At 50.8% G+C, this 22961-nt stretch carries 19 protein-coding genes and 1 tRNA gene; 14 read left to right on the top strand and 6 right to left on the bottom strand.

All coding sequences use genetic code 11. The annotated features are described in order from the left end of the window. Positions 1-342: 342 nt before the first annotated feature. Together ppdK and ACLTX1_RS05690 are read left to right on the top strand one after the other, a co-directional pair. Positions 343-2979, top strand: coding sequence for a pyruvate, phosphate dikinase (gene ppdK, locus ACLTX1_RS05685; RefSeq protein ID WP_412330597.1), 2637 nt, complete (start codon positions 343-345; stop codon positions 2977-2979). A gap of 373 nt (positions 2980-3352) precedes the next feature. After that, the gene (locus ACLTX1_RS05690; RefSeq protein WP_308449998.1) at positions 3353-3688 is read left to right on the top strand and encodes an NUDIX domain-containing protein; all 336 of its coding nucleotides are present in this window, start codon (positions 3353-3355) and stop codon (positions 3686-3688) included. 5 nt (positions 3689-3693) lie between these two features. Here ACLTX1_RS05690 and ACLTX1_RS05695 read toward each other — a convergent pair whose 3' ends face one another. After that, positions 3694-4710, bottom strand: coding sequence for an FAD:protein FMN transferase (locus tag ACLTX1_RS05695; protein ID WP_308449999.1), 1017 nt, complete (start codon positions 4708-4710; stop codon positions 3694-3696). A gap of 380 nt (positions 4711-5090) precedes the next feature. On the opposite strand from ACLTX1_RS05695, the gene ACLTX1_RS05700 reads away from it, so the two are divergent. Continuing rightward, positions 5091-8609, top strand: coding sequence for an InlB B-repeat-containing protein (locus ACLTX1_RS05700; RefSeq protein ID WP_308450000.1), 3519 nt, complete (start codon positions 5091-5093; stop codon positions 8607-8609). 306 nt (positions 8610-8915) lie between these two features. Here the strand turns inward: ACLTX1_RS05700 and ACLTX1_RS05705 are convergent, their stop codons facing one another. Then, on the bottom strand, positions 8916-9053 hold the full coding sequence (locus tag ACLTX1_RS05705; RefSeq protein ID WP_308450001.1) for a hypothetical protein: 138 nt from the start codon (positions 9051-9053) through the stop codon (positions 8916-8918). Positions 9054-9413: 360 nt separating this feature from the next. Here ACLTX1_RS05705 and ACLTX1_RS05710 point away from each other — a divergent pair, with 360 nt between their 5' ends. Then, positions 9414-10817 (top strand): sodium-dependent transporter, encoded by a 1404-nt coding sequence (locus ACLTX1_RS05710; RefSeq protein WP_308450002.1) that lies wholly within the window; start codon positions 9414-9416, stop codon positions 10815-10817. Positions 10818-10912: 95 nt separating this feature from the next. Next, positions 10913-11305, top strand: coding sequence for a VOC family protein (locus ACLTX1_RS05715; protein WP_308450003.1), 393 nt, complete (start codon positions 10913-10915; stop codon positions 11303-11305). 200 nt (positions 11306-11505) lie between these two features. On the opposite strand, the gene ACLTX1_RS05720 is transcribed toward ACLTX1_RS05715, so the two are convergent. After that, positions 11506-12390 carry a LysR family transcriptional regulator gene (locus ACLTX1_RS05720; protein ID WP_308450004.1) on the bottom strand — a complete coding sequence of 295 codons (885 nt, stop codon included), beginning with the start codon at positions 12388-12390 and terminating at the stop codon, positions 11506-11508. A 194-nt stretch (positions 12391-12584) separates the two neighbouring features. Here ACLTX1_RS05720 and ACLTX1_RS05725 point away from each other — a divergent pair, with 194 nt between their 5' ends. After that, a complete protein-coding gene (locus tag ACLTX1_RS05725; RefSeq protein WP_176821081.1) occupies positions 12585-12863 on the top strand; it encodes a hypothetical protein in 279 nt (92 codons plus the stop codon). Next, positions 12850-13533: a YoaK family protein gene (locus ACLTX1_RS05730; RefSeq protein ID WP_308450005.1), complete on the top strand. Its 684-nt coding sequence runs from the start codon at positions 12850-12852 to the stop codon at positions 13531-13533. Before ACLTX1_RS05725 ends, ACLTX1_RS05730 begins: the two co-directional genes overlap by 14 nt. Before the next feature lie 228 nt (positions 13534-13761). On the opposite strand, the gene ACLTX1_RS05735 is transcribed toward ACLTX1_RS05730, so the two are convergent. Beyond that, positions 13762-13918, bottom strand: a tRNA-Ser gene (locus ACLTX1_RS05735). 29 nt (positions 13919-13947) lie between these two features. Here ACLTX1_RS05735 and ACLTX1_RS05740 point away from each other — a divergent pair. The 6 genes from ACLTX1_RS05740 (at position 13948) to ACLTX1_RS05765 (ending at position 17431) form a co-directional block, all read left to right on the top strand. After that, entirely contained in the window at positions 13948-14715 is a 768-nt protein-coding gene (locus ACLTX1_RS05740) for a ParA family protein (RefSeq protein WP_412330598.1), read from the top strand. A 2-nt stretch (positions 14716-14717) separates the two neighbouring features. Continuing rightward, positions 14718-15515, top strand: coding sequence for a ParB/RepB/Spo0J family partition protein (locus ACLTX1_RS05745; protein WP_412330599.1), 798 nt, complete (start codon positions 14718-14720; stop codon positions 15513-15515). Next, positions 15512-15823 (top strand): septation protein SpoVG family protein, encoded by a 312-nt coding sequence (locus ACLTX1_RS05750; RefSeq protein WP_412330600.1) that lies wholly within the window; start codon positions 15512-15514, stop codon positions 15821-15823. The genes ACLTX1_RS05745 and ACLTX1_RS05750 overlap by 4 nt, the downstream gene beginning before the upstream one ends. Continuing rightward, a complete protein-coding gene (locus ACLTX1_RS05755; RefSeq protein ID WP_412330601.1) occupies positions 15823-16173 on the top strand; it encodes a hypothetical protein in 351 nt (116 codons plus the stop codon). The genes ACLTX1_RS05750 and ACLTX1_RS05755 overlap by 1 nt, the downstream gene beginning before the upstream one ends. A gap of 151 nt (positions 16174-16324) precedes the next feature. Then, entirely contained in the window at positions 16325-17092 is a 768-nt protein-coding gene (locus ACLTX1_RS05760) for an exonuclease domain-containing protein (protein WP_412330602.1), read from the top strand. Between the two features lie 78 nt (positions 17093-17170). Further along, the gene (locus tag ACLTX1_RS05765; RefSeq protein WP_412330603.1) at positions 17171-17431 is read left to right on the top strand and encodes a hypothetical protein; all 261 of its coding nucleotides are present in this window, start codon (positions 17171-17173) and stop codon (positions 17429-17431) included. Between the two features lie 53 nt (positions 17432-17484). On the opposite strand, the gene ACLTX1_RS05770 is transcribed toward ACLTX1_RS05765, so the two are convergent. Both ACLTX1_RS05770 and ACLTX1_RS05775 read right to left on the bottom strand, forming a co-directional pair. Beyond that, positions 17485-18057: a hypothetical protein gene (locus tag ACLTX1_RS05770; RefSeq protein ID WP_412330604.1), complete on the bottom strand. Its 573-nt coding sequence runs from the start codon at positions 18055-18057 to the stop codon at positions 17485-17487. Positions 18058-18095: 38 nt separating this feature from the next. Further along, positions 18096-18518, bottom strand: coding sequence for a hypothetical protein (locus ACLTX1_RS05775; protein WP_412330605.1), 423 nt, complete (start codon positions 18516-18518; stop codon positions 18096-18098). Between the two features lie 30 nt (positions 18519-18548). Here ACLTX1_RS05775 and ACLTX1_RS05780 point away from each other — a divergent pair, with 30 nt between their 5' ends. Continuing rightward, a complete protein-coding gene (locus ACLTX1_RS05780; protein WP_412330606.1) occupies positions 18549-22928 on the top strand; it encodes a SpaA isopeptide-forming pilin-related protein in 4380 nt (1459 codons plus the stop codon). The last annotated feature ends 33 nt before the right edge of the window (positions 22929-22961 follow it).

The raw sequence follows: 22961 nt of genomic DNA on the forward strand, positions 1-22961 counted from the left end.
TGCGCTTTTCTCTGCGTGTGTGTTTTTGCGGGCATGCCCGCTTTTCAAATATATTATATTATGCCACCCGCAAAAGGGTTTTGCAAGCCTATTTTGTCCGAAAACGCGGGAAAACCCGCCTTAAAAAATCGTTTTGCGGCGCAAAAATCTGTCTAAAAGAAAAATTCTGCGAAAAATTTCCGAAAACAGACGATTTCTCGAAAAAAGGTATGGAAATTCGCAAATATATTTGGTATAATAGAGTGCGGCGAAACAGTGGATAAGTTTTTTACGCCTTTTTCGCTGAAAAAAATCAGTTAATACTCGGTTTAACCGTGTAAATTTTCAAGGAGGTAGTTTCCAATGAGCAAAAAGTATGTCTATTTGTTCACAGAAGGCAACGCGAGCATGCGCGAGCTTCTCGGCGGTAAGGGCGCAAACCTTGCTGAGATGACGAACCTCGGCCTGCCCGTTCCGCAGGGCTTCACCATTTCCACCGAAGCCTGCACCCAGTATTACGAAGACGGCCGCCGCATCAACGATGAGATCCAGGCTGAAATTATGGAGTACATTGAAAAGATGGAGCAGATCACCGGCAAGAAGTTCGGCGATCAGGAGAACCCGCTTCTCGTTTCCGTCCGTTCCGGTGCACGCGCATCCATGCCTGGCATGATGGATACCATCCTCAACCTCGGCCTCAACGAGGACGTTGTTGAAGTTATGGCTAAGAAGTCCGGCAACCCGCGCTGGGCTTATGACTGCTACAGAAGATTTATCCAGATGTATTCCGACGTCGTTATGGAAGTCGGCAAGAAGTACTTCGAGCAGCTCATCGACGCGATGAAGGTTAAGAAGGGCGTAACGCAGGACGTTGAGCTGACCGCTGACGACCTGAAGGAGCTCGCAAATCAGTTTAAGGCTGAGTATAAGGAAAAGATCGGCGAGGACTTCCCGTACGATCCGAAGGAACAGCTCATGGGCGCTATCAAGGCTGTTTTCCGTTCCTGGGACAACCCGCGTGCAAACGTCTACCGCCGCGACAACGATATCCCGTATTCCTGGGGTACCGCTGTTAACGTGCAGATGATGGCATTCGGCAACATGGGCGAGACCTCCGGCACCGGCGTTGCGTTTACCCGTAACCCGTCCACCGGCGAAAAGGTTCTCACCGGTGAGTTCCTCATGAACGCACAGGGCGAAGACGTTGTTGCAGGTGTCCGCACCCCGCAGCACATCGACCAGCTCAAGGAAGTCATGCCGGAAGTTTACGAGCAGTTCGTAGGCATCTGCAACACCCTTGAAAATCATTACAGAGACATGCAGGACATGGAGTTCACCATCGAGGACAAGCACCTCTACATGCTCCAGACCCGTAACGGCAAGAGAACGCCGGCTGCTGCTCTGAAGATCGCTTGCGACCTCATCGACGAAGGCATGATCGACGAGAAGCAGGCTGTTCTCATGATCGAGCCGAGAAACCTCGACGCTCTGCTGCACCCGCAGTTCGACGTTAAGGCTCTTAAGGCTGCTACCCCGGTCGCTAAGGCTCTGGCTGCATCTCCCGGTGCTGCTTGCGGCAAGATCGTCTTCACCGCTGAAGATGCAAAGGTTTGGAACGAGAAGGGCGAAAAGGTCGTCCTCGTTCGCCTTGAGACCTCCCCGGAGGACATCGAAGGCATGAAGGCTGCACAGGGCATCCTCACCGTTCGCGGCGGCATGACCTCCCACGCAGCTGTTGTTGCGCGTGGCATGGGCACCTGCTGTGTTTCCGGTTGCTCCGCTATCACCATGGATGAAGAGAACAAGAAGTTCGAGCTCGCTGGTAAGACCTACCACGAGGGCGACTGCATCTCCATCGATGGCTCCACCGGCAACATCTATGACGGCCTCATCCCGACCGTTCCGGCTTCCGTCGATTCCGGCGACTTCGGCCGCATTATGGGTCTCGCGGACAAGTTCCGTCAGATGAAGGTTCGTACGAATGCCGATACCCCGCAGAACGCTATCGATGCAAAGCGCCTCGGCGCAGAAGGCATCGGCCTCTGCCGTACCGAGCACATGTTCTTCGATCCGGACAGAATCGCAGCTATCCGCGAGATGATCTGCGCTGACACCGTCGAAGGCAGAAAAGCTGCCCTTGCTAAGCTCGAGCCGATGCAGCAGGGCGACTTTGAGAAGCTCTACGAGACCATGGAAGGCGAGCCGGTTAACATCCGTTTCCTCGATCCGCCGCTGCATGAGTTCGTTCCGACCGAAGAAGCTGACATCGAGCTGCTGGCTAAGTCCACCGGCAAGACTGTCGAGCAGGTTAAGGCAATCATCGCCGGCCTCCACGAGTTCAACCCGATGATGGGTCACCGTGGCTGCCGTCTGGCTGTCACCTATCCGGAAATCGCAGAGATGCAGACCTCCGCAGTTATCAAGGCTGCGCTGAATGTCTCCGCTAAGCACCCGGATTGGAACATCGTTCCGGAAATCATGATCCCGCTCGTTGGCGAAGTCAAGGAGCTGGCATACGTTAAGGGCGTTGTCACTGCAACGGCTGATAAGCTCATCGCAGAGGCAGGCTCTTCCATGACCTACAAGGTCGGCACCATGATCGAGATCCCGAGAGCTGCTCTGACGGCTGACGAGATCGCGAAGGAAGCAGAGTACTTCTCCTTCGGTACGAACGACCTTACTCAGATGACCTTCGGCTTCAGCCGTGACGACGCAGGCAAGTTCCTCGGCGCTTACTATGATAAGAAGATCTACGAGAACGATCCGTTCGCAAAGCTCGACCAGATTGGCGTAGGCAAGCTCGTTAAGATGGCTTGCGAGCTCGGTAAGTCCACCCGCCCGGACATCAAGCTTGGTATCTGCGGCGAGCACGGCGGCGACCCGACTTCCGTCGAGTTCTGCCACAACGTTGGCCTCACCTACGTTTCCTGCTCTCCGTTCCGTGTACCGATCGCTCGTCTTGCTGCGGCGCAGGCTGCCATCCGCAATCCGCGCCAGTAAAAAGTTGACGCAGTAGCGTAGGCAAAACAACCGATATAAATACGGTCACACAGTCCATTTGGATTGTGTGACCGTTATTTTTTTGCCCATTTTCAGTTAAATACACCGCAAATCAAGCCGCTGGTTTCACTACGAAATCAGCGGTTTTTTTCATTCCCAAAAAAATTTTTGAAATTTTTTCGTTTAGGGGGTCTATAAATGAGCCTTCTCGCTGCCTACCTATTGAGGGACAAAACGAATTCCCTCGTGAACCTTGAAAACCGAATACACATTCAACAGGTACATTCCTGATTGGGGGCGAAAGCCCCAGCCGGATGAAGGTGCGCCACGAACTTCCTGCCCATAAGGGTTATCACGGAAAGCGTGGATAAGCGTGAAAACGAAATCGTCGGCAATTCGCGAGCTTTTCGAGGAGCTTGGCGTGCACGCGAAAGCGGAAGACTTTGTGTACTGCGGCACGCGCCGCGTGGTGTATGACGGCGAGTTTTGCGGCAAGCTGTTTCACGACCGTCAGGTCTCGAAGGTGTTCTACCTTTGGTTCGACGCAGATGAAAGCGCTTTTAACATCGACCCCGCCGAGGTAGACCATGTTTTATGGATGAATTTAGATGCGTGCATCGACGGTGTGCGGCATAACACGTTTCCGCACTGCATCGAAATGGACGAGCTTGAAATTTTATGCAGCGGCTTAAAGGTCGATTTTGCATAAGTTTTTTACCGCGTAATGACCTGCACCGTGGTATCGGCATAGTCGGAAAGCAGGGAAAAATCCTCTTTCAGTCCGTCCGTAATGTAGACCGTGCCGTCCGCTGCAATGAAAATCGCTTCAAAGTCGCTGCTTTCTGCCCAGAGAGCAGCGGCTTTTTCTAAGCCCATCACAAAAAGCGAGGTGGAAAGCCCGTCGCACACCGCGCCGTCCTCGCCGATGACCGTCACGGCAAGCAGGCCGCTGTCTGCCGGACGTCCGGTCTTCGGATCCATAATGTGCCAATAGGTCTTGCCGCCCTGTTCAAAATAACGTTCGTATCCGCCGGATGTGACAACGGCTTTGTCGCGCACGGAGACCACCATCATGGGCTCTTTATTGTGAGGGTTTTTCACGGCAATTTGCCATGCGCCGCCGTCCGGCTTGCTGCCGATGGTCTGCACGTTGCCTCCGAGATTCAAAAGTGCGGAGGTGACGCCCTTTTCGCGCAGAAGTTCCGCTGCCTGTTGACCGGCATAGCCCTTTGCAATGCTGCCGAGGTCGATTTCCATGCCTGCAGGCAAGATCACTTCGCCGGTGACTTCATCGTACTGCACATTCGTGTAATCGACCAGCGGCAAAAGGGAGGTGAGCTCCTCCTCGCTCGGCACCTTGTAGCTGCCGGTCGTAAAGCCCCATGCGCGCACAATGGGGTAAACGGAAATATCCAGTGTGCCGTTTGTGCGGCTGCACATCGCAAGTGCCTTTCCCATCAGGTCGGCGGTGCTGCCCGTAACGGTACCAGAGCCGTTTTGGTTGATCTGCGCGATCTCGCTTGTGTCTTTCGTCACAGAAAGCTCGTCTTCAAGACTGTTTATCAGCGCCTCCGCGTCGTCAACGAGCGAAGCGCTGCTGTATACGGTAAATTCCATGGTGGTGTTCATGGCGTAGAATGTCTTTTTTTCGGCTTGTGGCGTGCGGGAACACCCCGTGCACAGTGCAAAAATCAGCACAAAACAGCCAAAAACGGATAAAACTTTCTGCATAGTGGTCTCCTTTTGAGAAAAAATCATAGAATATTAAAAATAGATGACAGATATTTAAAAAATGAATACCGTTTCCGGTTGACAACAAAGGAAATTTTTGGTAGCATACTGTGTGGAGGTTAGAGCTATCTAACTCTATATACACCGTAAGAGCAGAGAACGTAATCCTTCGCGTGAGGGATTGAAAGCCTTTTGCGGCGCATAAAGCTTGGGGTGCTAACACTGATTTTTTCAGTGCAAGTTAGATGCATCTAACCCACGCGCAGCATTATACCACGGAAAAGCGCGCCTTTCAACCATTTTAAGAGATTTTGTTGAAAGCTGTCCGTGGAAATATCCGAAGCGGCGGAGAAGCCGCGACAGAAAATGAAGGAGGCAGCATGAGAAACATTTACAAAAAAGCAGCGTCTTTGCTTTTGGTGACAATGATCCTCTTATCCATGGTCGTGACCGGCGCAGTGGCAGAGGCAGCAGCACCGACAGAAGTGAAAAGCTGCGAAAAAAGCGGGTTTTATACAACCGTTTTGAATTTTGAATTCAGCGATACCACATGGCTGAATGCAGTGAACGGCGTTACCGTAAACGGTACAGCGTTCACAGGCCAGACGATCAACAGCTTTTCAAACGATACCGGCATTTGGTGTGTCGGTGATGCAACGGGTGCATACGGCAGCTATAAAGCCTTACAGCTTGCCATTGAGAACGACGCTTCGTTCCCGCTGACCGTTGAAGTTACGGCTGCAGGCTACAATAAGCTGACGATGGAAGTCGCAAAGGCAACGGTCAGCTATAACGATGTCTACACCGCGACCGTAAAGATTTCGGAGACCGAGCCGACCACTCCCCCAACGGAGCCGACCAAGGAGCCGACGCCGGTAGAGGATACGGATCCGCCGACGAGCTTTACGGCAAGTTCTAATTTTGGAAGCGACTTCAATTTAACATTCAGCGGTGCGTATGATTGGTTGAATTCGATCACCGCCGTTCAAGTAAACGGCACTGCATGGGAAAAGGCATCGTCTTCCTTTGGTGTGAGCAGAAATAGCAATTATTATGTCAGACCCGGTAACGAATACGAAGACGGCTATCTTTACATCGGTGAAGGCTTTGATACAAATCCCGCGACCTGCATTATCACCGCAAAGGGATATAAGCCGTTAACGCTTACGTTGGATAAGTCAAACTACAAGGTCACCATCGGTGCAGTGGAAGAAACCACCTACAAGGCTTACGTAGCGAAGGCCGAAAACGGAAGCGTCTCTTTGAGCGCTTCCGAGGTCATCAAAAAGGGCGAGACAGTTACAGTTACCGTCACCCCGAATGTGGACTATGAGCTTGATACACTAACCGTAAAGACGGAAAGCAAAGAAGTGGAGACCAAAAAAGTTTCCGAAACTTCCTACACCTTCGCGATGCCGGCTGCAAACGTAACCGTTACGGCAAAGTTCAAGGCATCCGCACTGAAAGTTGTAGATATCGACAAGGTCACGCTTACGAAAGATACTTTCGGAAACGATTGGCATATCAACTTCTCCGAGCCGAGCGATTATGTGGAAAACGTTACCGGTTTTAAGGTGAATGGCATTTCTTGGGAAGAAAAGTCGTATAACGTTTCCTCCGGCGGCGCATACAGAAAGTATGCGGATGATAACTACATCCAGATTGCGCAAAAGAGCTACTCGGCTTCCGAAAATAAAGTACCTGTCAGAAGCGGCGATGTCATCACCATTTCCGCAAAGGGCTATGAAGATCTGAACCTCAAGTTCGTTGTAGATAAGGACGGCAAGGCGTCTCTCGTGGCAGACGACGGCAAAGGCGACCCGCTTGAACTGCACGTAAAGATCGAGGGCTCGTTTGAAGCCGCCATCGTCGGCCAGAAAGATTATGACGGCGTTTCCGGCGCAAGCACGGGCGGTTCCACATCGAACAACAACAGCAACGTTACCGTTTACGGTGCACTGGTTGAAAAAGACAAAGAGCCGACCGACGACGATTGGCAAAAGCTTGATAATAACTCCGAAATCAATCTCAACGGCAGCAAGTGCAAGGTCAGCATCGTGCCGGATGTCGAAAGCGGCACCGCGGAAGACGCAGACAGTGGTATGAGCGGCGTTTATATGCCCATCAGCAGTGACCTTACGCTAAGCGGCACACCGAAGGACGCAGGCAAATACCTCGTCTCGGTTTCCATCGAAGACAATCAGGGTAGAAAAGCGACCAGCAACACGCTGCCCTTTATGATCTACACCGGCGAAGAAACGCTCGCCGAGCAGATCAAGATCGAAAACCTCAAGCAGTATGCAAACGGCCTGTATGCTTGGGATATCATGGAGCCGTGGGCCATCAAGAACTTCGGCAGCAATGTGGACGGTGAAGAAGAAAGCGTCCGTGTACCGGCTGACCTCGAAGTCTGGTTCGGCTCGCATGAGAGCGGCACATACGGCTACCTCGGCTATGACCTTGCTTGGGACGAGGTAGAAGCGGGCAACATTCCGCAGACACTGTACATCCCGGCCGGCTGCAACTTGACGCTCACCAACATGAAAATTCTCAGCAGCGTGCGCATCGTCGTCGAAGACGGCGGCAAATTAACACTGGACGATTCCGTTGTGCAGGGCATCATCGACGTTCAGGGCGGCGGTACGTTCTCCATGAATTACAGTGCTTACAGCGGCGACTTCAAGACGGGCGCTTCCGTTTGCGGCCAGATCCGCCTTGCAGACGGCGCAATTTTGGAAAACGCAGCGATCTATTCCCATGCTAACTACCTTGCAAACGGCGATTTAACAGGCCGCACCACGTCCGAGCCGGTCGTTGTCACAAACGGCAATGTGGCCGTCAAGGGGCAGGTCTTCATTGAAGGCGATGATGCCGGCAATGAGATTGGCCAGACCGCTCTGCAGGTCAACGGCACCCTGACGCTTGCAGACGGCGCAACGCTCGTTGCATACGGCGGCGGTGGTATGACCTATTTTGCAGGCGGCACTGCAATCGATTTGAACGGTACTATCACCGGCAACGGTAAGCTTGTTGCCATCGGCGGTGCACCGCTCTTCGGTGACGGTGGCACGGCAATTTCCGGCAGCGGCACCATCTCCACAAGCGAAACCTTCCTTCAGGGCGGCACGGCATTTACAAGCCGGGATGCAAAGCCCGGCAAGGCGCTGAACGGCGACATTACGCTCACAAGCCAAAGTCGCCATGTAAAAGACGGCACACTGGAAGAAACCGGTACGGACGATCCGCTCAAGGCGCTCTACTGGAATACCGGCATTGAGCTTATCCCGCCGCTCGATATGTTTACCACCGAGCAGCATACGGATGCCGTAACGGATACAACTGTGTGGAAGTTCGACGAGAACACCCACTGGAACCCGTGCGACGACGTGACCTGCAGCGTACATGTAAACGAAGCGGCACACACCTTCGTTTGGGTCAATGACGAAGCGGAAAGCGACATCAGCACTCGGAGCATAGAAGCCAGAACAAAGCACGAGGAGTGCACCGTTTGCGGCTATACGCGCAATGAAAACACACCCATCACGCCCGATCCGGTCGTGACTCCGGAGCCGTCTGCCAAACCTACGGCGGAACCGACCACGGCACCTACGACAGAGCCATCGGTTACCCCGGCACCCACAACGGAACCCACAGCAACACCGGCACCGACCACAGAGCCGACCACAACGCCTGCGCCTACGGCAGCGCCTACGGCAGCGCCGAGCGCAGCGGCTACCGTTACCCCGGTTCCAAACAATAACAACGGATCAAATACCCCGAAAACCGGCAGCGATTACATTGCCGTCATCTTCAGTATTTCCCTCCTCACCGTTTCCGGCGCAGCCATTGCCGCACTTGTGTTTTTGAGTAAAAAGCGAGGTAAGCACGTCGCAAAGTAAACTCGTTTTTTACGAAACAGAAAATATTTTCTCCCTGATAAACACGCCCCGGTGGACAATTTCCAGTCCGCATGGGCGTGTTGCTCATTCTTTTACAAAAGCAAGACCGAAGCAGCACCTGACGCTGCTGCGCCTGTACTTGATGCGGTCCAGTACTATAAGGATCACAAAGATCTCGGAGCACGTGGATGTGCAGAAAATCTCGGCATCGGATACGAAGCCATTCGTCACAGTAGAACGAAAAACGGTGCCGGGAGTTTGTGTCGGGAATTGGTTTACCATTGACCAGCGCCGCTTTGCACTTGTTCACTTTTTCCTTGGCCTCCCGATAAGTCTTGCCGTAGCAGAAGCCATACTCAATTTTTTCGGAAGCTCGTATCCTTTGATATAGCGCGCTTCCCATCTGCCGTTCTTGCGTTTGAAAATATTTTCACCTTTTGCCATCTTAAGAACCTCCTGATTTTAAAAAAATTGTGTTAACTTACATTCTACCAACAGCACCAAGCTGGTTCAGACTGCGCATTTGACTGCGATAAACCGTCAGCCAAACGTGTCAGCAGCAGGAATCGGGCACATAATTTCAGTTTCACATCCGCGCCCCGATGCGTTCTGAAATGACCCCAAAAAGTCTGGAAAGGGAGACACCGGAGAAATTCGGTGTTTTTCGCATTTTGTGGGAAAATTGTGTAAAGTTTTCTTTACTTCTCTGAGTTAAAGTAGTATACTAATACGTATATATTCGAAAAGTGCGGCAGTTTGGCTTTTTGGGTATAGCAGGTATTTTACGGAGGAGTGTATAGGACTATGGAGAAAAAAACAAGCAATTTTTCCGGGCAGCTCGGCTTTGTGCTGGCGGCGGCCGGCAGCGCGGTGGGCGTGGGCAATTTGTGGCGCTTTCCGTACCTTGCGGCAAAGGACGGCGGCGGACTGTTCCTCATCATTTATCTGGTGTTGGTGCTGACGTTCGGCTTTACGCTGCTGACTTCCGACATTGCGATTGGCAGAAAGACGCAGAAAAGTGCCATCGGCGCATATGAGGAGATGCACCCGAAGTGGAAGTTCCTTGGTGTGCTGACGTTTTTGGTTCCGGTGCTCATCATGACGTATTATGCGGTCATCGGCGGCTGGATCACGAAGTACGCGTGCGTGTATCTGACGGGGCAGGCTTCGAGCGCGGCGCAGGACGACTACTTTACGTCGTTTATCACGTCGCCGGTGTCGCCTGTGGTGTTCGGCCTGCTGTTTATGGCGGTAACAGCGTTCATTGTGTATAAGGGCGTTGAGGGCGGCATTGAGAAGGTATCGAAATTCATGATGCCGGTGCTGCTGGTTCTTGTTGTTATTATTGCGATTTACTCGCTGACGTTAAAGCACGAGGACGCGGACGGCAACGTGCGCACGGGTTTACAGGGCTTCCTCTACTACATCACCCCGCACTTTGAGGGGCTGACCGTGGAGCGCTTTTTGCAGATTTTGCTCGATGCAATGAGCCAGCTGTTCTTCTCGCTGAGCGTTTCGATGGGCATTATGATCACCTACGGCTCGTATGTGAAGCCGGAGGTTGACCTCAACAAATCCGTTTCGCAGGTCGAGTTTTTCGACACCGGCGTGGCGCTGCTTGCAGGCGTGATGATCATTCCGGCGGTATTCGTGTTCTCCGGCACGGACGGCATGGGCGTAGGCCCGAGCCTGATGTTTGTGTCTTTGCCTAAGGTGTTTGACGCGATGGGCCCGGCGGGCACGGTGGTCGGTGTGCTGTTCTTCATCTCCGCAATTTTTGCGACGCTGACTTCCTGCATTTCGGTTTTGGAGTCTATCGTTGCGAACTGTATGGAGATCTTCCACACGGACAGAAAGAAGACGACGCTTGTGCTGGCGCTGATTTACCTCGCAGCTTCCGCGGTGATCGCGCTCGGGTATAGCGTGTTCTACTTCAACGTGACGCTGCCGAACGGCTCGAGCGCGCAGCTTCTGGACATTATGGACTATGTCAGCAACAGCGTTATGATGCCGTTGATCGCGTTGCTTTCCACCATTTTGATCGGCTGGGTGAAATCGCCGAAATATGTGGCGGACGAGATGGAGCGCGGAGGGTATAAGTTCCGCCGCAAGCGTATGTATTACGTGATGATCCGCTACGTAGCGCCTGTGATGATGCTGGTGCTGTTCTTACAGTCTACGGGCTTGCTTTCGATGATATTTAAGTAAATTTATTGGTGAATTTCCGCGTGAGCGGTTTAAGGCAGTGCCGTGCGGAGTTTTGCGGCGCTGCTTTGCTATTTTAAAAATGAAAGGTGATACTTATGAAATTTCCCGAAATGCTGACCGGTGTGCAGCACATCGGCGTGCCGACGAACGATTTGGAAAAGACCGTTGCGTTTTACGAGACCATCGGTTTTCAGCCGGTTTTAGAGACCGTAAACGAGGCGGCGAACGAGCGCGTGACGTTTTTGCAGCTCAAAAATTTAGTCATTGAGACGTATGAGAACCACGCGGCGGTGGGGAAGCCCGGCGCCATCGACCACATTGCGCTCGACACGACAGATGTTGAAGCGGCGTTCGCAGCGGCGAAGGAAGCGGGGCTTACGATGCTCGACGACGAGATTCACGGGCTGCCGTTTTGGGCGAACGGCGTGAAGTTTTTCACCGTGGAAGGTCCGAACGGTGAAAAAGTGGAGTTCTGTCAGAAATTGTAAGCGATAATTAGAATATAGAATTTCGGCGGCTGAATTGCGTTTTCGGATGCAGTTCGGCCGCCTTTTTTGCTGCCCGAAGAGGGTTGCTTTTAAGCGGTATTCCCTTTGAAATATAAAAACGCCCCATTTCTTAAACAGTATACCATACTGTCCAACAAATGGGGTGCAGTTCATTTGAGGCGTGCTTCCTTTTTGATCATTCACTTTTCGGCGGCGAGGATCATTTTTTCGAGCTCTTTGGCGGCGACGCTCAGGGGTTGGCCTTTCCGTTTGATGACGACGACGTTTCTTTCCGGTATTTTCTCTTCCAAATCGATGCGACAGACATTTGACCATTTTTCCAAGAATTCTTCCGGCACGAACCCGATGCCGAGGTCGGCTTCGACCATGGGCAAAATTTGGTCGGCAGTGAACGCTTCGATATCCGGGTGGTACGGCAAACCGTGCGCGGCGAAGAACCCGGAATAGAACTCGAACGATTTGGTATCGGCGCCGAGCGAGATGAGCGGGAATTCTAAGAGCTCCTCAAGCTTTACTTGGCGGTTTGTGAGCGTTTTGAAAAACGGTGAACATACGGCATACTCGTGGATGGGTCGGACAGGGGTTTCGGCGAGCGAGGCGGACGGTGCGGTGGGGGTGGTGACGACGGCAATATCGGCTGTGCCCTCTTTTAACGCGGCGATAGCCTGCGGCGTGGAGTGGTTGCTGATGCGGATATGGATGCCGGGGTGGAGAAGGCGGAATTTTTTGAGCACGGGCAGCAGCAGGCAGCGCAGCGCGACCTCGCTTGCGGCGACGTACACGGTGCCGGTTTGCAGCGTGCGGCTCTCGGTAATCTCCGCTTCGCCGGCTTCGATATGCTCGAACGCGATGCGCACGTGGGCGTACAAGCGCTCGCCCTCCGGCGTCAATTTCATGCCGCGGTTTGTGCGCAGAAACAGTGGGCACCCGAGTTCGGCTTCCAGGTTTTTGATGGCGCGCGTCATGTTCGGCTGGTTATTTAAAAGCTGCTTTGCAGCCTGCGAGAGGTTACCGTATTTTGCAACGTAATAAAAAATTCGATAGTAATCATAACTGATGTACATGTTGGCCCTGTTCCCCTTGCTATATCATAACGATATTTTAGATATATGGATTATAGATTTTACACATGAATATAAGAGTATTATAATGGTAATGCTGTGGGAAGTCAAGATGATTTCGCGCAGATTTTGTGCTGAAAAGCGTAGATAAAAAGCGGCGTTTCAAGGTTTTGTGCGCCAAACGAAGAAGGTATAAAATGGAAGCGGTAGTTTTTGAAATCATTATGGGTATTTTCTTTGACGCAGGTATGCTGGCAATGGTGGTGCATGCAGCGCAGCACATCGGCGAGGATACCGGTCGCGTTCGCTTTACGGCGGCTGTATTTGCGATTGGCTTTTTCCTTGGGATGATTGCAAAATGCGTTGTGGGCGGCAGCTACATTGCGCTCGCCCTGTATGCGCTAGGCTTTGTGCTCTCGTACACGGCGGTCGTTTTCACTGTGCCGGAAAAGGAGCACGCCTATGAAGGTCGCTGAGCCGTTTCATCTGCACGGACAGATGTCCGACAGCTTCCGCGCGGCAGTGTTCATCATTCTCTCCGGCGGATTTCAGGACGCATATACCTACTTTTGTCGCGGCGAGGTTTTTGCCAACGCGCAGACGGGCAACATTGTTTTTTTGAGCACGGCGCTGTTCCAGAAGGACTGGCCGAACGTGGTGAAGTACCTTATCCCGGTGGTATCGTTTTTGATCGGTACAGCGGCCGCGGAGCTGATACACATTCGTTTTAAGACGTATGAGAAAATCCACTGGCGGCAGATCATTTTGTTCTGCGAGATCGTGTTTTTGCTTGTCGTCGGCTTTTTGCCGGCATACTTTGAACCGCTTGCGAACGCGATGGTCTCGTTTGTATGTGCCATGCAGGTGCAGACGTTCCACAAGGTGCGCGGCCACGCGTATGCGAGCACGATGTGCATCGGCAACATGCGCTCCGGCACCGAGGCACTGTGCGCGTATTTCAGAACGCGGGATAAAGAGATTTTGCAGAAATCGCTGACGTATTTCGGTGTTATTTTTGTGTTCGGCATCGGCGCCGGCCTTGGCAGCCTGATGAGCGGCCTGCTTGGGACAAAAGCCATTTGGTGCTGCTGTGTGTCTTTGCTCGTTAGTTTTGTAATGATGTTTGTCCCCGAAAAAAACGGATAACCCATCTTCTGCGTTTTCCCCTTGCAGAGAAGTTATAACCCCACCGTGCTATACGGGCCCTGAAAGCTCCCGTGTGGTGCGGTGGGATTTTTATAAGTAAAAATCTTGTTAGGTCGTGTATGATTTGGTAGGATGCAGTGAATCGCGGAAACGGTTCGGGGATTTGTCAAGCGGTGGATTGGAATCGAGCATAGCAAAAGAGCTGTCTCTTTAGAGACAGCTCTTTTTTGGTGGAAACGCGCGGGCTCGAACCGCGGACCTCCTGCGTGTGAAGCAGGCGTGCTATATAGTGTAGATAAGGAGCAACCGAAAGGTTGCTCTCTTTCATATCTCAATTTCATATTTCTGACGGAAACCGGCAATGTTGCCGGTTTTTTATATTTCCCCGGTTTCGGGAGTTTTAGGAGGCTCATTATGAGACAAATCAAGAAAATCGCAATTACAAACGAAAAGGGCGGCGTTGGCAAAACGATGACGGCAGTCAATCTCTCCGCGTGCTTGGCACAGCGCGGCTACCGTGTGCTGTTGATCGATGCAGACCCGCAGGGCTATGCTACGCTCAATTATGATGTGGCCGTATCTCCGTCCTTACTTGAGGTGCTGCGTGGGCAGGCGACTTGCACAGAGACCGTACAGACAACATGCTTTGGCGTAGATGTGCTGCCGTCTGACCGAACGCTGAGCATAATTGAAGAAGATTTGATTCGTCAGAAAATGAATGGTGCGCCTTATCTGAACACGTTGGAAAAAGCACTGGAAGATCTTGCGGATTATGATTTCGTCATCATCGACTGCCCTCCGCAGGGTGGCAGGCTGATGGATATTGTACACTATTATGCGGATGCGATCATCATGCCGATGTTTGCCGAAGACTATGGCATCCATGCGCTGACGCTCAAAGCGGAGGCTATCGCGGATATTCGCCGCACGATAAATCCGAATTTGAAAATTCTTGGCGGGCTTATTACGATGGATGAGCGGCGCGGTTTGCGTAGTGTATTCCGCGAAGTCCTTTTGGGACAGGATTTGCTGCCGATGTTCAACACGACGATCCGTCGTAATGTGGCACTGATCCGTGCGGTAAATGCACGTGAGCCGATTTGCGTTTTTGATAAGCGGAGCAACGGAAATATGGATTATCAGAATTTGACCGATGAGTTTCTCGGAAAGGTTGGTGCGTAAGCATGAAAAAGCTAAATTTAGGTAATATCAACGCCGGGTTAAATAGTTTGAAAGCAGCAACAGATAACGCCGCACAGAACGGCAGATTTGAGCTGATCGATACGGCGCTGATCGATTTTGCGGCGAAGAACTCTTACGCAGCCGATGACAATGAGGAATCCTACAAAGAGCTTGCGGCGAATATCGATGAAGTCGGTTTGCTCACACCGTTGGGCGTAATCGTAAACGGAAACCGTTACACACTGTTCTCCGGTGAACGTCGTTTTAGGGCAATCACTACGTATCTGCATTGGACGAAAGTGCCGTGCTATGTGTTTGAGACAAAATCTGTACGAAAGGCGCAACTGATGCTGCATCAGGCCAATGCAAGCCGCGAATACACACCGCAGCGCAAATTGCAGCTTTACGAAGAATATCGAGAACTGCTTGAAGAAATGAAAGAAGCCGGTGAGATAAAAGGCGGTATGCAGGAGCATCTTGCAAAGCTGATGGGCGTTTCTGAACGCTCTGTGCGCTATTATAAGCAAATGTCTGAGCAGCTTACACCGGAAGAAAAAGACGACGTGGCAGAGGGACGCTTAGACATTAAAGAAGCCCGTGAACGTGCTGTGGAGCGCGGACGGGAAACCGGCAATATTGCCGGTTCTGGCGAGAAAGAAGAAAAGAGTGAAAAGTCGGAAAAGCCGAAGCAGGACAAGCTTGAACAGGCAATTTTAAAAGTTCTCAAGCTTGCGGATAAGGAAGACCCTGAAAAAGTCACGGCTTTACTGAATCGGTATTTGAGAGGGTACATGGGATGAAATTCAGAAAGATCAATGTACACCCGCTGCGCGGTTCTGACCCAAGGCTCCGCGCAGTCGCAAATATCTTGACGGCAGACGGATATGCGATAAACGGCATCCGCGTCTATGAGGATAAAGGCAAAATGTATGTGCGCTTTCCGATTGTCCATTCAGAAGCACGTGCGTGGAAAGCCGGGCGTGCAGCAAATTTTGCATTTACGCCCTGTACACATGCTGCTCGCAGAGAAATTGAAGGAGCAATATTAGAAGCGTACAAAATGAAAACCGGCAATGTTGCCGGTTTTGAACAAAGGAGCGTGCAGTAATGGTGTTAATTAGAACATCAACAGAAACATGGAGCGCAGAATATACCGTACAAGGTAACAGAGACGCACAAATTGTGCGTATTAAATCGCGTTCAAGTATTACAGTTGTTATTGCAAAAATCATGGAAAACCTACCCTTAGTCGGTACAACGGTTACGTATTACATATCCGTGCCGAATTACGGCATAGCCCTCCCGGAAATCGAGAGCTTGAATGAGTCAGCATGGATCGTTGATAAACTTCTCGTGCGAAATATGCCGCGTGCGGATGCAGTTACGATTGCTCAGGTGCTGAGAGATGTTTTGAAAAACGAGGTGAAACAAAATGACAACGAAATACAGAGTTTATAATGAGTTATCGGAGGATGAGAAGGCCCAAATCGCCACTGAGAAACAGTGGCATAAGCGAGGATATTGTCCCGTAGAGAACGAGGGCGAACTCATGTACTGCAATCGCTCTTGGTCTAAGGCGGTATATTTTCGAGCTGACCAAGTGCGGAGAATGTCCGAAACGGAACTCGCATTGATCCGCGCCGAGAGAAGTGCCAAAGACGCGGCAAAGCGTGCAAAGGAAAGGGCGGTTGCATTGGCTGAACAAGAAGCACAGCGTAAACGGGAAAATCTAAATATCTATCGGCAAAAATGCGCTGCTATTTGTGCGGCTGTGTCTAAGCGTCCGACAAACCTCAAACTCGTTTTTGATTTGGAAACAACCGGCTTGAATTTTGCTGAGGATGAAATCCTTGAAGCTGCGATTACGACGGTAGACGGTGAGGTACTTTTTGAATCTCGATTTAAGCCTGCATATACCAAAGAGTGGTCGGGTGCGCAGCGCGTGAATGGTATTTCACCAGAGGACGTTGAGGATGCGCCGGGAATCATCGATAAAATCGGCGAAATGGCGGCGCTGCTGCAAAACGCCGAAACGGTTATTGCCTACAACGGCAAGCAGTTTGATATTCCATTTCTCGAGCGTTACGGTATTCGACTCCGACCAGATGCCGTGATTGATGATCCGATGCTTTACGGTGCGGTCGTATACGGAGAACTGCGTGGTGAAGGTGAGGACGTGAACTATAAATGGAAAAAGCTTGCGGTATTGGCGGACTATCTCGGGTACAAAGGTGCGAATTGGCACAGCGCGGCTGCCGACTGCATTGCCACGGCTTATGTGTGGCGACAGTTGCAGGAGTCGGACATGATCGAAAAGTACAATGAGAATTTGGCAAAGCTTAATGAGGTGTCGGAAGAAACCGACACCTCATTTTAGACCTATTGCAATTTTGCAGAGCACAAAATATAATGAGATACACAAGAGAATCAGAAACATGAAAAGGAGCGGTGCAGAATGAAGGCAATGTACGGAGTTGTGTTGTACACAGAAGGTATGGCGATTTGCGAGGACGACTGGGAAGATCTCTGGTGCGCCGAGATGCCGGAAGAGTTTGTGACAGAAGGAGACGGTATTGAAATCGACGGATTGACACCATTAGAAGATCTTCCGATAGAGCAGCAGACACGGATTAAAAATGAGCTGGACGCACTACCAGAAGAATATCTGGATGTTCTGCGTAATTACGGAGGAAAAGAAAAATTTAACCTGTCTTGAAATACAGGAACCGGCAATATTGCCGGTTTTCTTGCTTTTCAACTTAATAGGAATTATAATGAAACCAATGAGGAGTGAACGACTATGAAGAAAAAGATCACAGCAATATTGATGGCGGCGGCGCTTACGGTATCGCTTGCGGCGTGTGCGGGCAGCAATACCGAAAGCGCCGTAACGGAAAGCTCCACATCCAGTGCGGTAAGCAGTACGGTATCGGAAAAGAACGATGCGAGCAGCAAACCGGCTGCAAGCTCGAGCACCGCGAGTGCAAAACCCACGGCGACACCGGGTGCAAAAACAGAAAGCAGCAAAACCGAGAGCTCAAAGGGAAGCAGCTCGTCTGCCTCGTCTAAAACGGAGAACAGCACAACGAGCAAGCCGTCGTCCTCGAGTTCTTCCGGCAGCACAGTATCGAAGCCGAGTGCAACCGCAAAACCGTCTGCCACAACGAAGCCCAGCTCCGGCAACAATGCTGTGAGCAAACCGTCTTCCGGCAGCAGCGCGACGGCCAAACCCTCGGCCACTGCAACGCCGAAGCCTACCGTAAAGCCGACCGCTGCACCGACAGCAAAGCCTACTTCTAAACCGTCTGCAACTGCGACGCCGAAGCCTGCTGCAACAGCCAAACCGACCACCGCTCCGACGGCTAAGCCTACGGCAGTTCCTACATCCAAGCCGACTGCTGCGCCGACGGCAACTCCTGAACCCCAGAAAGTTTGGGTTGTAGATGTTCCGGCAAAAGAAGAGGTTGGTCATTGGGAAGAAGATGGGTATTGGTGGAGTGATGTAGTGTATAGATGTAATGAGTGTAAAGAGACTTTTTCGACAACAGATGCCTTCTATGAACATGTAATCCCTCTTGTCGAAGCAGGAAAGCATTCAATGGGAAGTTATACAGAAGTTCCGGGAGAATCTTATTGGGTAAAAACAGGTCAGCATTGGGTTGTTGATGAGCCTGCGCAAGAAGAACAAGGTCACTGGGAATACAAATAAAAAATTGAATATTGCAGCATGAAGCATCCGTTTTATCGGGTGCTTTTTTACTGCAAAAATTCAAGCCGTACTTTTTGAGTGCGGCTTTTTTCATATAAAAATCTAACGAAAGGAATGGCAAAAAATGAAGAAAGCAAAACGGATTTTGGCTGGAGCGCTTGCGGCGTTGATCCTTACGATGTCACTGCCGTTAAGTGCTCTGGCGGATGAAGCCGATGTGCCTGTGGAAAGTCCGAGCTTTGAAGTTTCGTTTGATGTAGATACCGGGCAGGAAGAAATTTCGGAAGATCTTCCGACCGAGGTTGAAGCGACACCGGAGCCTACCCCGGAATCTACCACAGAGCCAACGCAGGAGCCAACACCTACGCCGGAAAGCACCGCTACACCGACCCCGACGGCAGAACCTACCGCAGCGCCCACGGCTGCACCCGAAGTTACCGCAACGCCGACGAGCACGCCGGAGCCGAGTGCTGCCGCATCTCCTACGCCCGCTTTACCGAGCGCATCCCCTACTGTAACGCCGACGCCTACGCCGTCACCGCAGCCGGTTACAAACCCAATAAAGCTTGAGCACGAGGTCTTAACGGACTATGAGACCGGCGGACTTTACCTGTTCCCAGTTCCCGACGGCGACGAAATTACGCAGGAATACAGTGAGCAACACAAAGCTTGGGATATAGCTGCTGTTACTGGTTCTGCTGTGGTGGCAGCCGAAGAAGGCACTGTAACTTATGTGCAGATTTGGGACGGATCGTATGACACCACCGGCATGATGAGCTACGGGCACATGATTCAGATTGAACATCCAGATGGAAATACCACACTGTATGCACATCTATCTGAAATTAACGTGCAGCAAGGCGAAAAAGTCGTGCGTGGGCAGCGCATCGGGCGCGTCGGCAGCACTGGCAATTCTACTGGCCCACATTTGCACTTTGAGGTCATGAGTGAGACTGGTAAAAAGGAAAACCCTGAACCGGTATTAGAATACGGAGTATCCACGCTACTGGATGATTACACATGGAGTTGGGTCAATCAGTATCTTAATCGACCTAATGGGACGAAAACAATATCTGATTACGGAGTAACAAGAGACAAAGTTGTAGCTGAACTTACTTCGCATCAAAGTGATAACTACTATTTGGGTACTACATATGTAGGCGGGGATAGCCAGTCTCCTAAAGGAGATACAAGCTACAATGGCAGCGTGGGTATGAACTGTGCTGGCTTTGTCAGCTATGTGCTTTGTAAATTGGGGTTAAATGCGGGTACGTCTGACTTGAATAATCATACTGCGTTGCCTGCGAGCTCGGTTCAGGGGCTTATGACTAAGGCGGTCGGTGGTCGTTCTGCAGATTGGTACAGCTCGTATAAAAGCCGAAACCTTTTGGCAGGTGCATCAAACTATTGCTTCTGGATTGCAAACGGTGATCTTAAGTCATATGCATTCCAGTCAAAGAGCGATATGCTTTCGTCTGGTGTGCTTGAAAAAGGTGACATTATTTTAATGTTGCCGACAACAGCATCGGCCAGTGACCGAGATACGCATATTGGCTTTTTCTGGGGAAACTCCTCCAGCGAAGATAATATGTGGCATAGTTTTGGTTCCAATAACCATATTTCGACCATAACACCTAAGACCAGCCCTTCTTATTACGTGGTTATTAAGTACGCACCGTCTGAATATACACTGACGCTCAATAAGACAAGCTCTAATCCCTCGTTGACAAACAATAACAGCAATTACAGCTTGTCTGGTGCAGTGTACGAAGTTTACGGTAACAAAACCACTTATACAACCTCAACAGTCACGTATTACACCGTAAATGCAAGTGGTGGCCTTAATTTGCGTAGCTCTGCCAATACAAGCAGTTCTGTGTTGATAACCATGACCAATGGAGCAAGCGTAAAGTATCTTAGCACATCAGGATCGTGGTATAGGGTTGAATATACCCATTCAAACGGTACGACCTATACAGGATATGCTTCATCGACATATCTTACGAATAAAACCACGCAAACTATTTATACTCCAACAGTAACATCGAATGCATTACTTGGTACGCTTACAACTAACTCGTCAGGATCGGCGAGTCTTGTTGTGCCTGCGGGAACAGTGAGCGTAAAGGAGAAGACCGCACCGAAAGGATTCTCCGTTGATAATGAAACTCATACAGTAACGATGGACGGTAATAAGACACTCAATGTCTCCGATACACCGATTATCTATGAGTACAATATCAACCTCACAAAGACGAGTGCCAATGTCTCAATCACAAACGGCGACAGTGGGTATAGCCTCGCCGGAGCAGTGTATAAAATCTATAACAGTTCAGGCACGGAAGTTGCATCCATCACCACAGATTCGTCTGGCAAGGGCACTTCAAATGTGAAACTCAAAAACGGCACATATACCGCCGTGGAATCCAAGGCTCCTCCGGGGTATGCTTTGGACACGACAAGGCATACCGTTAGGATCAACAATGCTGACGCGACTCTGAATGTCAGCGATGTGCCTTTGATTAAGACGGTGACACTAACCAAAACGAGTGCTAACACGTCGATCACGGCAGGTAACAGCAATTACAGTCTTGCCGGAGCTGTGTACGATGTGTACGAAGGTAATTCTGCTACGGGTACGCCGGTTGCATCGTTCACAACTAACTCGGCGGGCGTTGCGACGTTAAGCCGCAAATTATACCCAAATAGAACATATACAATTTTAGAACGAACTCCGCCTCCCGGATATGTAAAAGATACGACGCCACATTCGTTCTATCTTGCTTACAACTCGGCAACAATGGATGTTGTGGATGACCCACAATATGTCAAGATCATGGTAAAAAAGAAAGATTCTGGAACTAACACAAATGTAGCTGTTGGTAACGCATCACTTGCGGGTGCTGTATACGCAATTACGTATAAAGAAAACGGTGTAGATAAAACCGTTCAAAAAACGACCAATAGTTCAGGAATTCTCTATTTTACCAACGTGCCTTTGGGCGAGATAAAAATTCAGGAAATCTCAGCTCCGGTCGGCTACAAGCTTGATTCAACGGTGCATACGTACAATGTTACGTCGGACAAAGTAACTTCTGCCGTATACGAAATGGAACCCGAAGATTTCACCGAAGATGTCTTTAAAGGACGCATCCGGATTACCAAACAGATTGAAATGCTCGGCGCGGAAACACAGCTTGAGCAAGGCGCTGAATATCAGGTGTATCTCAAGAGCGCAGGCAGCTACGATGCCGCAAAGGATACAGAACGAGATTATCTTGTAACCGGGGCGGACGGCAAGTCTATCACCAAAGACCTGCCCTACGGCACATATACGCTGCATCAGGTCAAAGGCGTCCCGGGGCGAGAATTTAAAGACATGGATGTTGACGTCCACGAAAACGGCAAAACGTATGAGGTGACGCTCACAAACGAGCTCAAGTATGCTTCTTTGAAGATCGTGAAGACCTCCGAAGACGGCAATGTTGCCGGTTTTACGTTTAAGGTCACGAGGCTTGCGGATGGCGCATCAGCAACATATACCACCAATGCAGCCGGTGAGATCATTACGTCTCAGTTCCCGGTGTATGTCGATGCAAATGCCACCCAGAAATTCGAGTACAAGATTGAAGAAATCAATGTGCCGGATAAATATCGCACGCCGGATGCACAGACGGTAACACTTACCTATGGGCAGACGGCAGAGGTTAGCTTCTATAACCAAATTGCACGTGGCTCTTTGGAAATCCTCAAAGTGGACCACGACGGTGTGACGCCGCTTGAAGGCGCGAAGTTTGAGGTTACAGACGATAACGGCAATGTAATTGCAACCGAAATTTCCGGGCCGGACGGAAAAATCAAGGTAGAATCGATCCTTTACGGACAATACCACTGGTCAGAAGTGGAAGCGCCGAAAGGCTATGACCTTGATGATACCGTGCATGATTTTGCAATCGAGCACGATGAGCAGGTAATTGAGATCACGCAGGAAAACACTCCGAGTGTGGGCTCCATTACAGCTAAAAAGATCGATGCCGATGGCAACGTCATGCCGGGCGTAGAGTTTACGCTCGAGTACAGCACTGACGATGGCGCGACTTGGGCCCCGGTGGAAGCCCGCGCAGAAGACAGCAAGCCTTCCATCGGGGGCTGCACAAGTGCAGTCGTTGACGGCGCTTTGGAGACCGATGAAAACGGCGTCGCTACCTTTAATGGGCTTCAGATCAATAATCAGACTGTGACGATCCTTTACCGACTGACAGAAACCGCCACTAAGTCCGGCAACACTCTGCTCGCAGCGCCGATGTTTATCGGCAGCTTACCGCAGGTGCTCGACGACGGAACAGAAATCGTCGATGTGACTGTAACGGCGGTCAACAATCAAAACTACACGCTGCCGTCTTCTGGCGACAACGGCATGACGAGCGTGCCGATTGGCATTGCTCTCGCACTGATTTCCGCATCTTGCCTTGCAACATGGCTGCGGAAGAAAAAGTTATTTTAAGAGAGCATCTACACTCTCTCAAAATAAAACAAA

Origin of the sequence: Hominenteromicrobium sp. (assembly GCF_046974225.1) — a bacterium.
Taxonomy (GTDB): Bacteria; Bacillota; Clostridia; order Oscillospirales; family Acutalibacteraceae; genus Hominenteromicrobium; species Hominenteromicrobium mulieris.

What these genes read in the sequence shown, in the direction of transcription:
- ACLTX1_RS05725 (WP_176821081.1), top strand. Translation starts at nt 12,585, where the DNA reads ATGGAAGCGGTAGTTTTTGAAATCATTATGGGTATTTTCTTTGACGCA.
- ppdK (WP_412330597.1), top strand. Translation starts at nt 343, where the DNA reads ATGAGCAAAAAGTATGTCTATTTGTTCACAGAAGGCAACGCGAGCATG.
- ACLTX1_RS05745 (WP_412330599.1), top strand. Translation starts at nt 14,718, where the DNA reads ATGAAAAAGCTAAATTTAGGTAATATCAACGCCGGGTTAAATAGTTTG.
- ACLTX1_RS05715 (WP_308450003.1), top strand. Translation starts at nt 10,913, where the DNA reads ATGAAATTTCCCGAAATGCTGACCGGTGTGCAGCACATCGGCGTGCCG.
- ACLTX1_RS05760 (WP_412330602.1), top strand. Translation starts at nt 16,325, where the DNA reads ATGTCCGAAACGGAACTCGCATTGATCCGCGCCGAGAGAAGTGCCAAA.
- ACLTX1_RS05765 (WP_412330603.1), top strand. Translation starts at nt 17,171, where the DNA reads ATGAAGGCAATGTACGGAGTTGTGTTGTACACAGAAGGTATGGCGATT.
- ACLTX1_RS05700 (WP_308450000.1), top strand. Translation starts at nt 5,091, where the DNA reads ATGAGAAACATTTACAAAAAAGCAGCGTCTTTGCTTTTGGTGACAATG.
- ACLTX1_RS05750 (WP_412330600.1), top strand. Translation starts at nt 15,512, where the DNA reads ATGAAATTCAGAAAGATCAATGTACACCCGCTGCGCGGTTCTGACCCA.
- ACLTX1_RS05720 (WP_308450004.1), bottom strand. Translation starts at nt 12,390, where the DNA reads ATGTACATCAGTTATGATTACTATCGAATTTTTTATTACGTTGCAAAA.
- ACLTX1_RS05710 (WP_308450002.1), top strand. Translation starts at nt 9,414, where the DNA reads ATGGAGAAAAAAACAAGCAATTTTTCCGGGCAGCTCGGCTTTGTGCTG.
- ACLTX1_RS05780 (WP_412330606.1), top strand. Translation starts at nt 18,549, where the DNA reads ATGAAGAAAGCAAAACGGATTTTGGCTGGAGCGCTTGCGGCGTTGATC.
- ACLTX1_RS05755 (WP_412330601.1), top strand. Translation starts at nt 15,823, where the DNA reads ATGGTGTTAATTAGAACATCAACAGAAACATGGAGCGCAGAATATACC.
- ACLTX1_RS05775 (WP_412330605.1), bottom strand. Translation starts at nt 18,518, where the DNA reads ATGAAAAAAGCCGCACTCAAAAAGTACGGCTTGAATTTTTGCAGTAAA.
- ACLTX1_RS05695 (WP_308449999.1), bottom strand. Translation starts at nt 4,710, where the DNA reads ATGCAGAAAGTTTTATCCGTTTTTGGCTGTTTTGTGCTGATTTTTGCA.
- ACLTX1_RS05705 (WP_308450001.1), bottom strand. Translation starts at nt 9,053, where the DNA reads ATGGCAAAAGGTGAAAATATTTTCAAACGCAAGAACGGCAGATGGGAA.
- ACLTX1_RS05730 (WP_308450005.1), top strand. Translation starts at nt 12,850, where the DNA reads ATGAAGGTCGCTGAGCCGTTTCATCTGCACGGACAGATGTCCGACAGC.
- ACLTX1_RS05740 (WP_412330598.1), top strand. Translation starts at nt 13,948, where the DNA reads ATGAGACAAATCAAGAAAATCGCAATTACAAACGAAAAGGGCGGCGTT.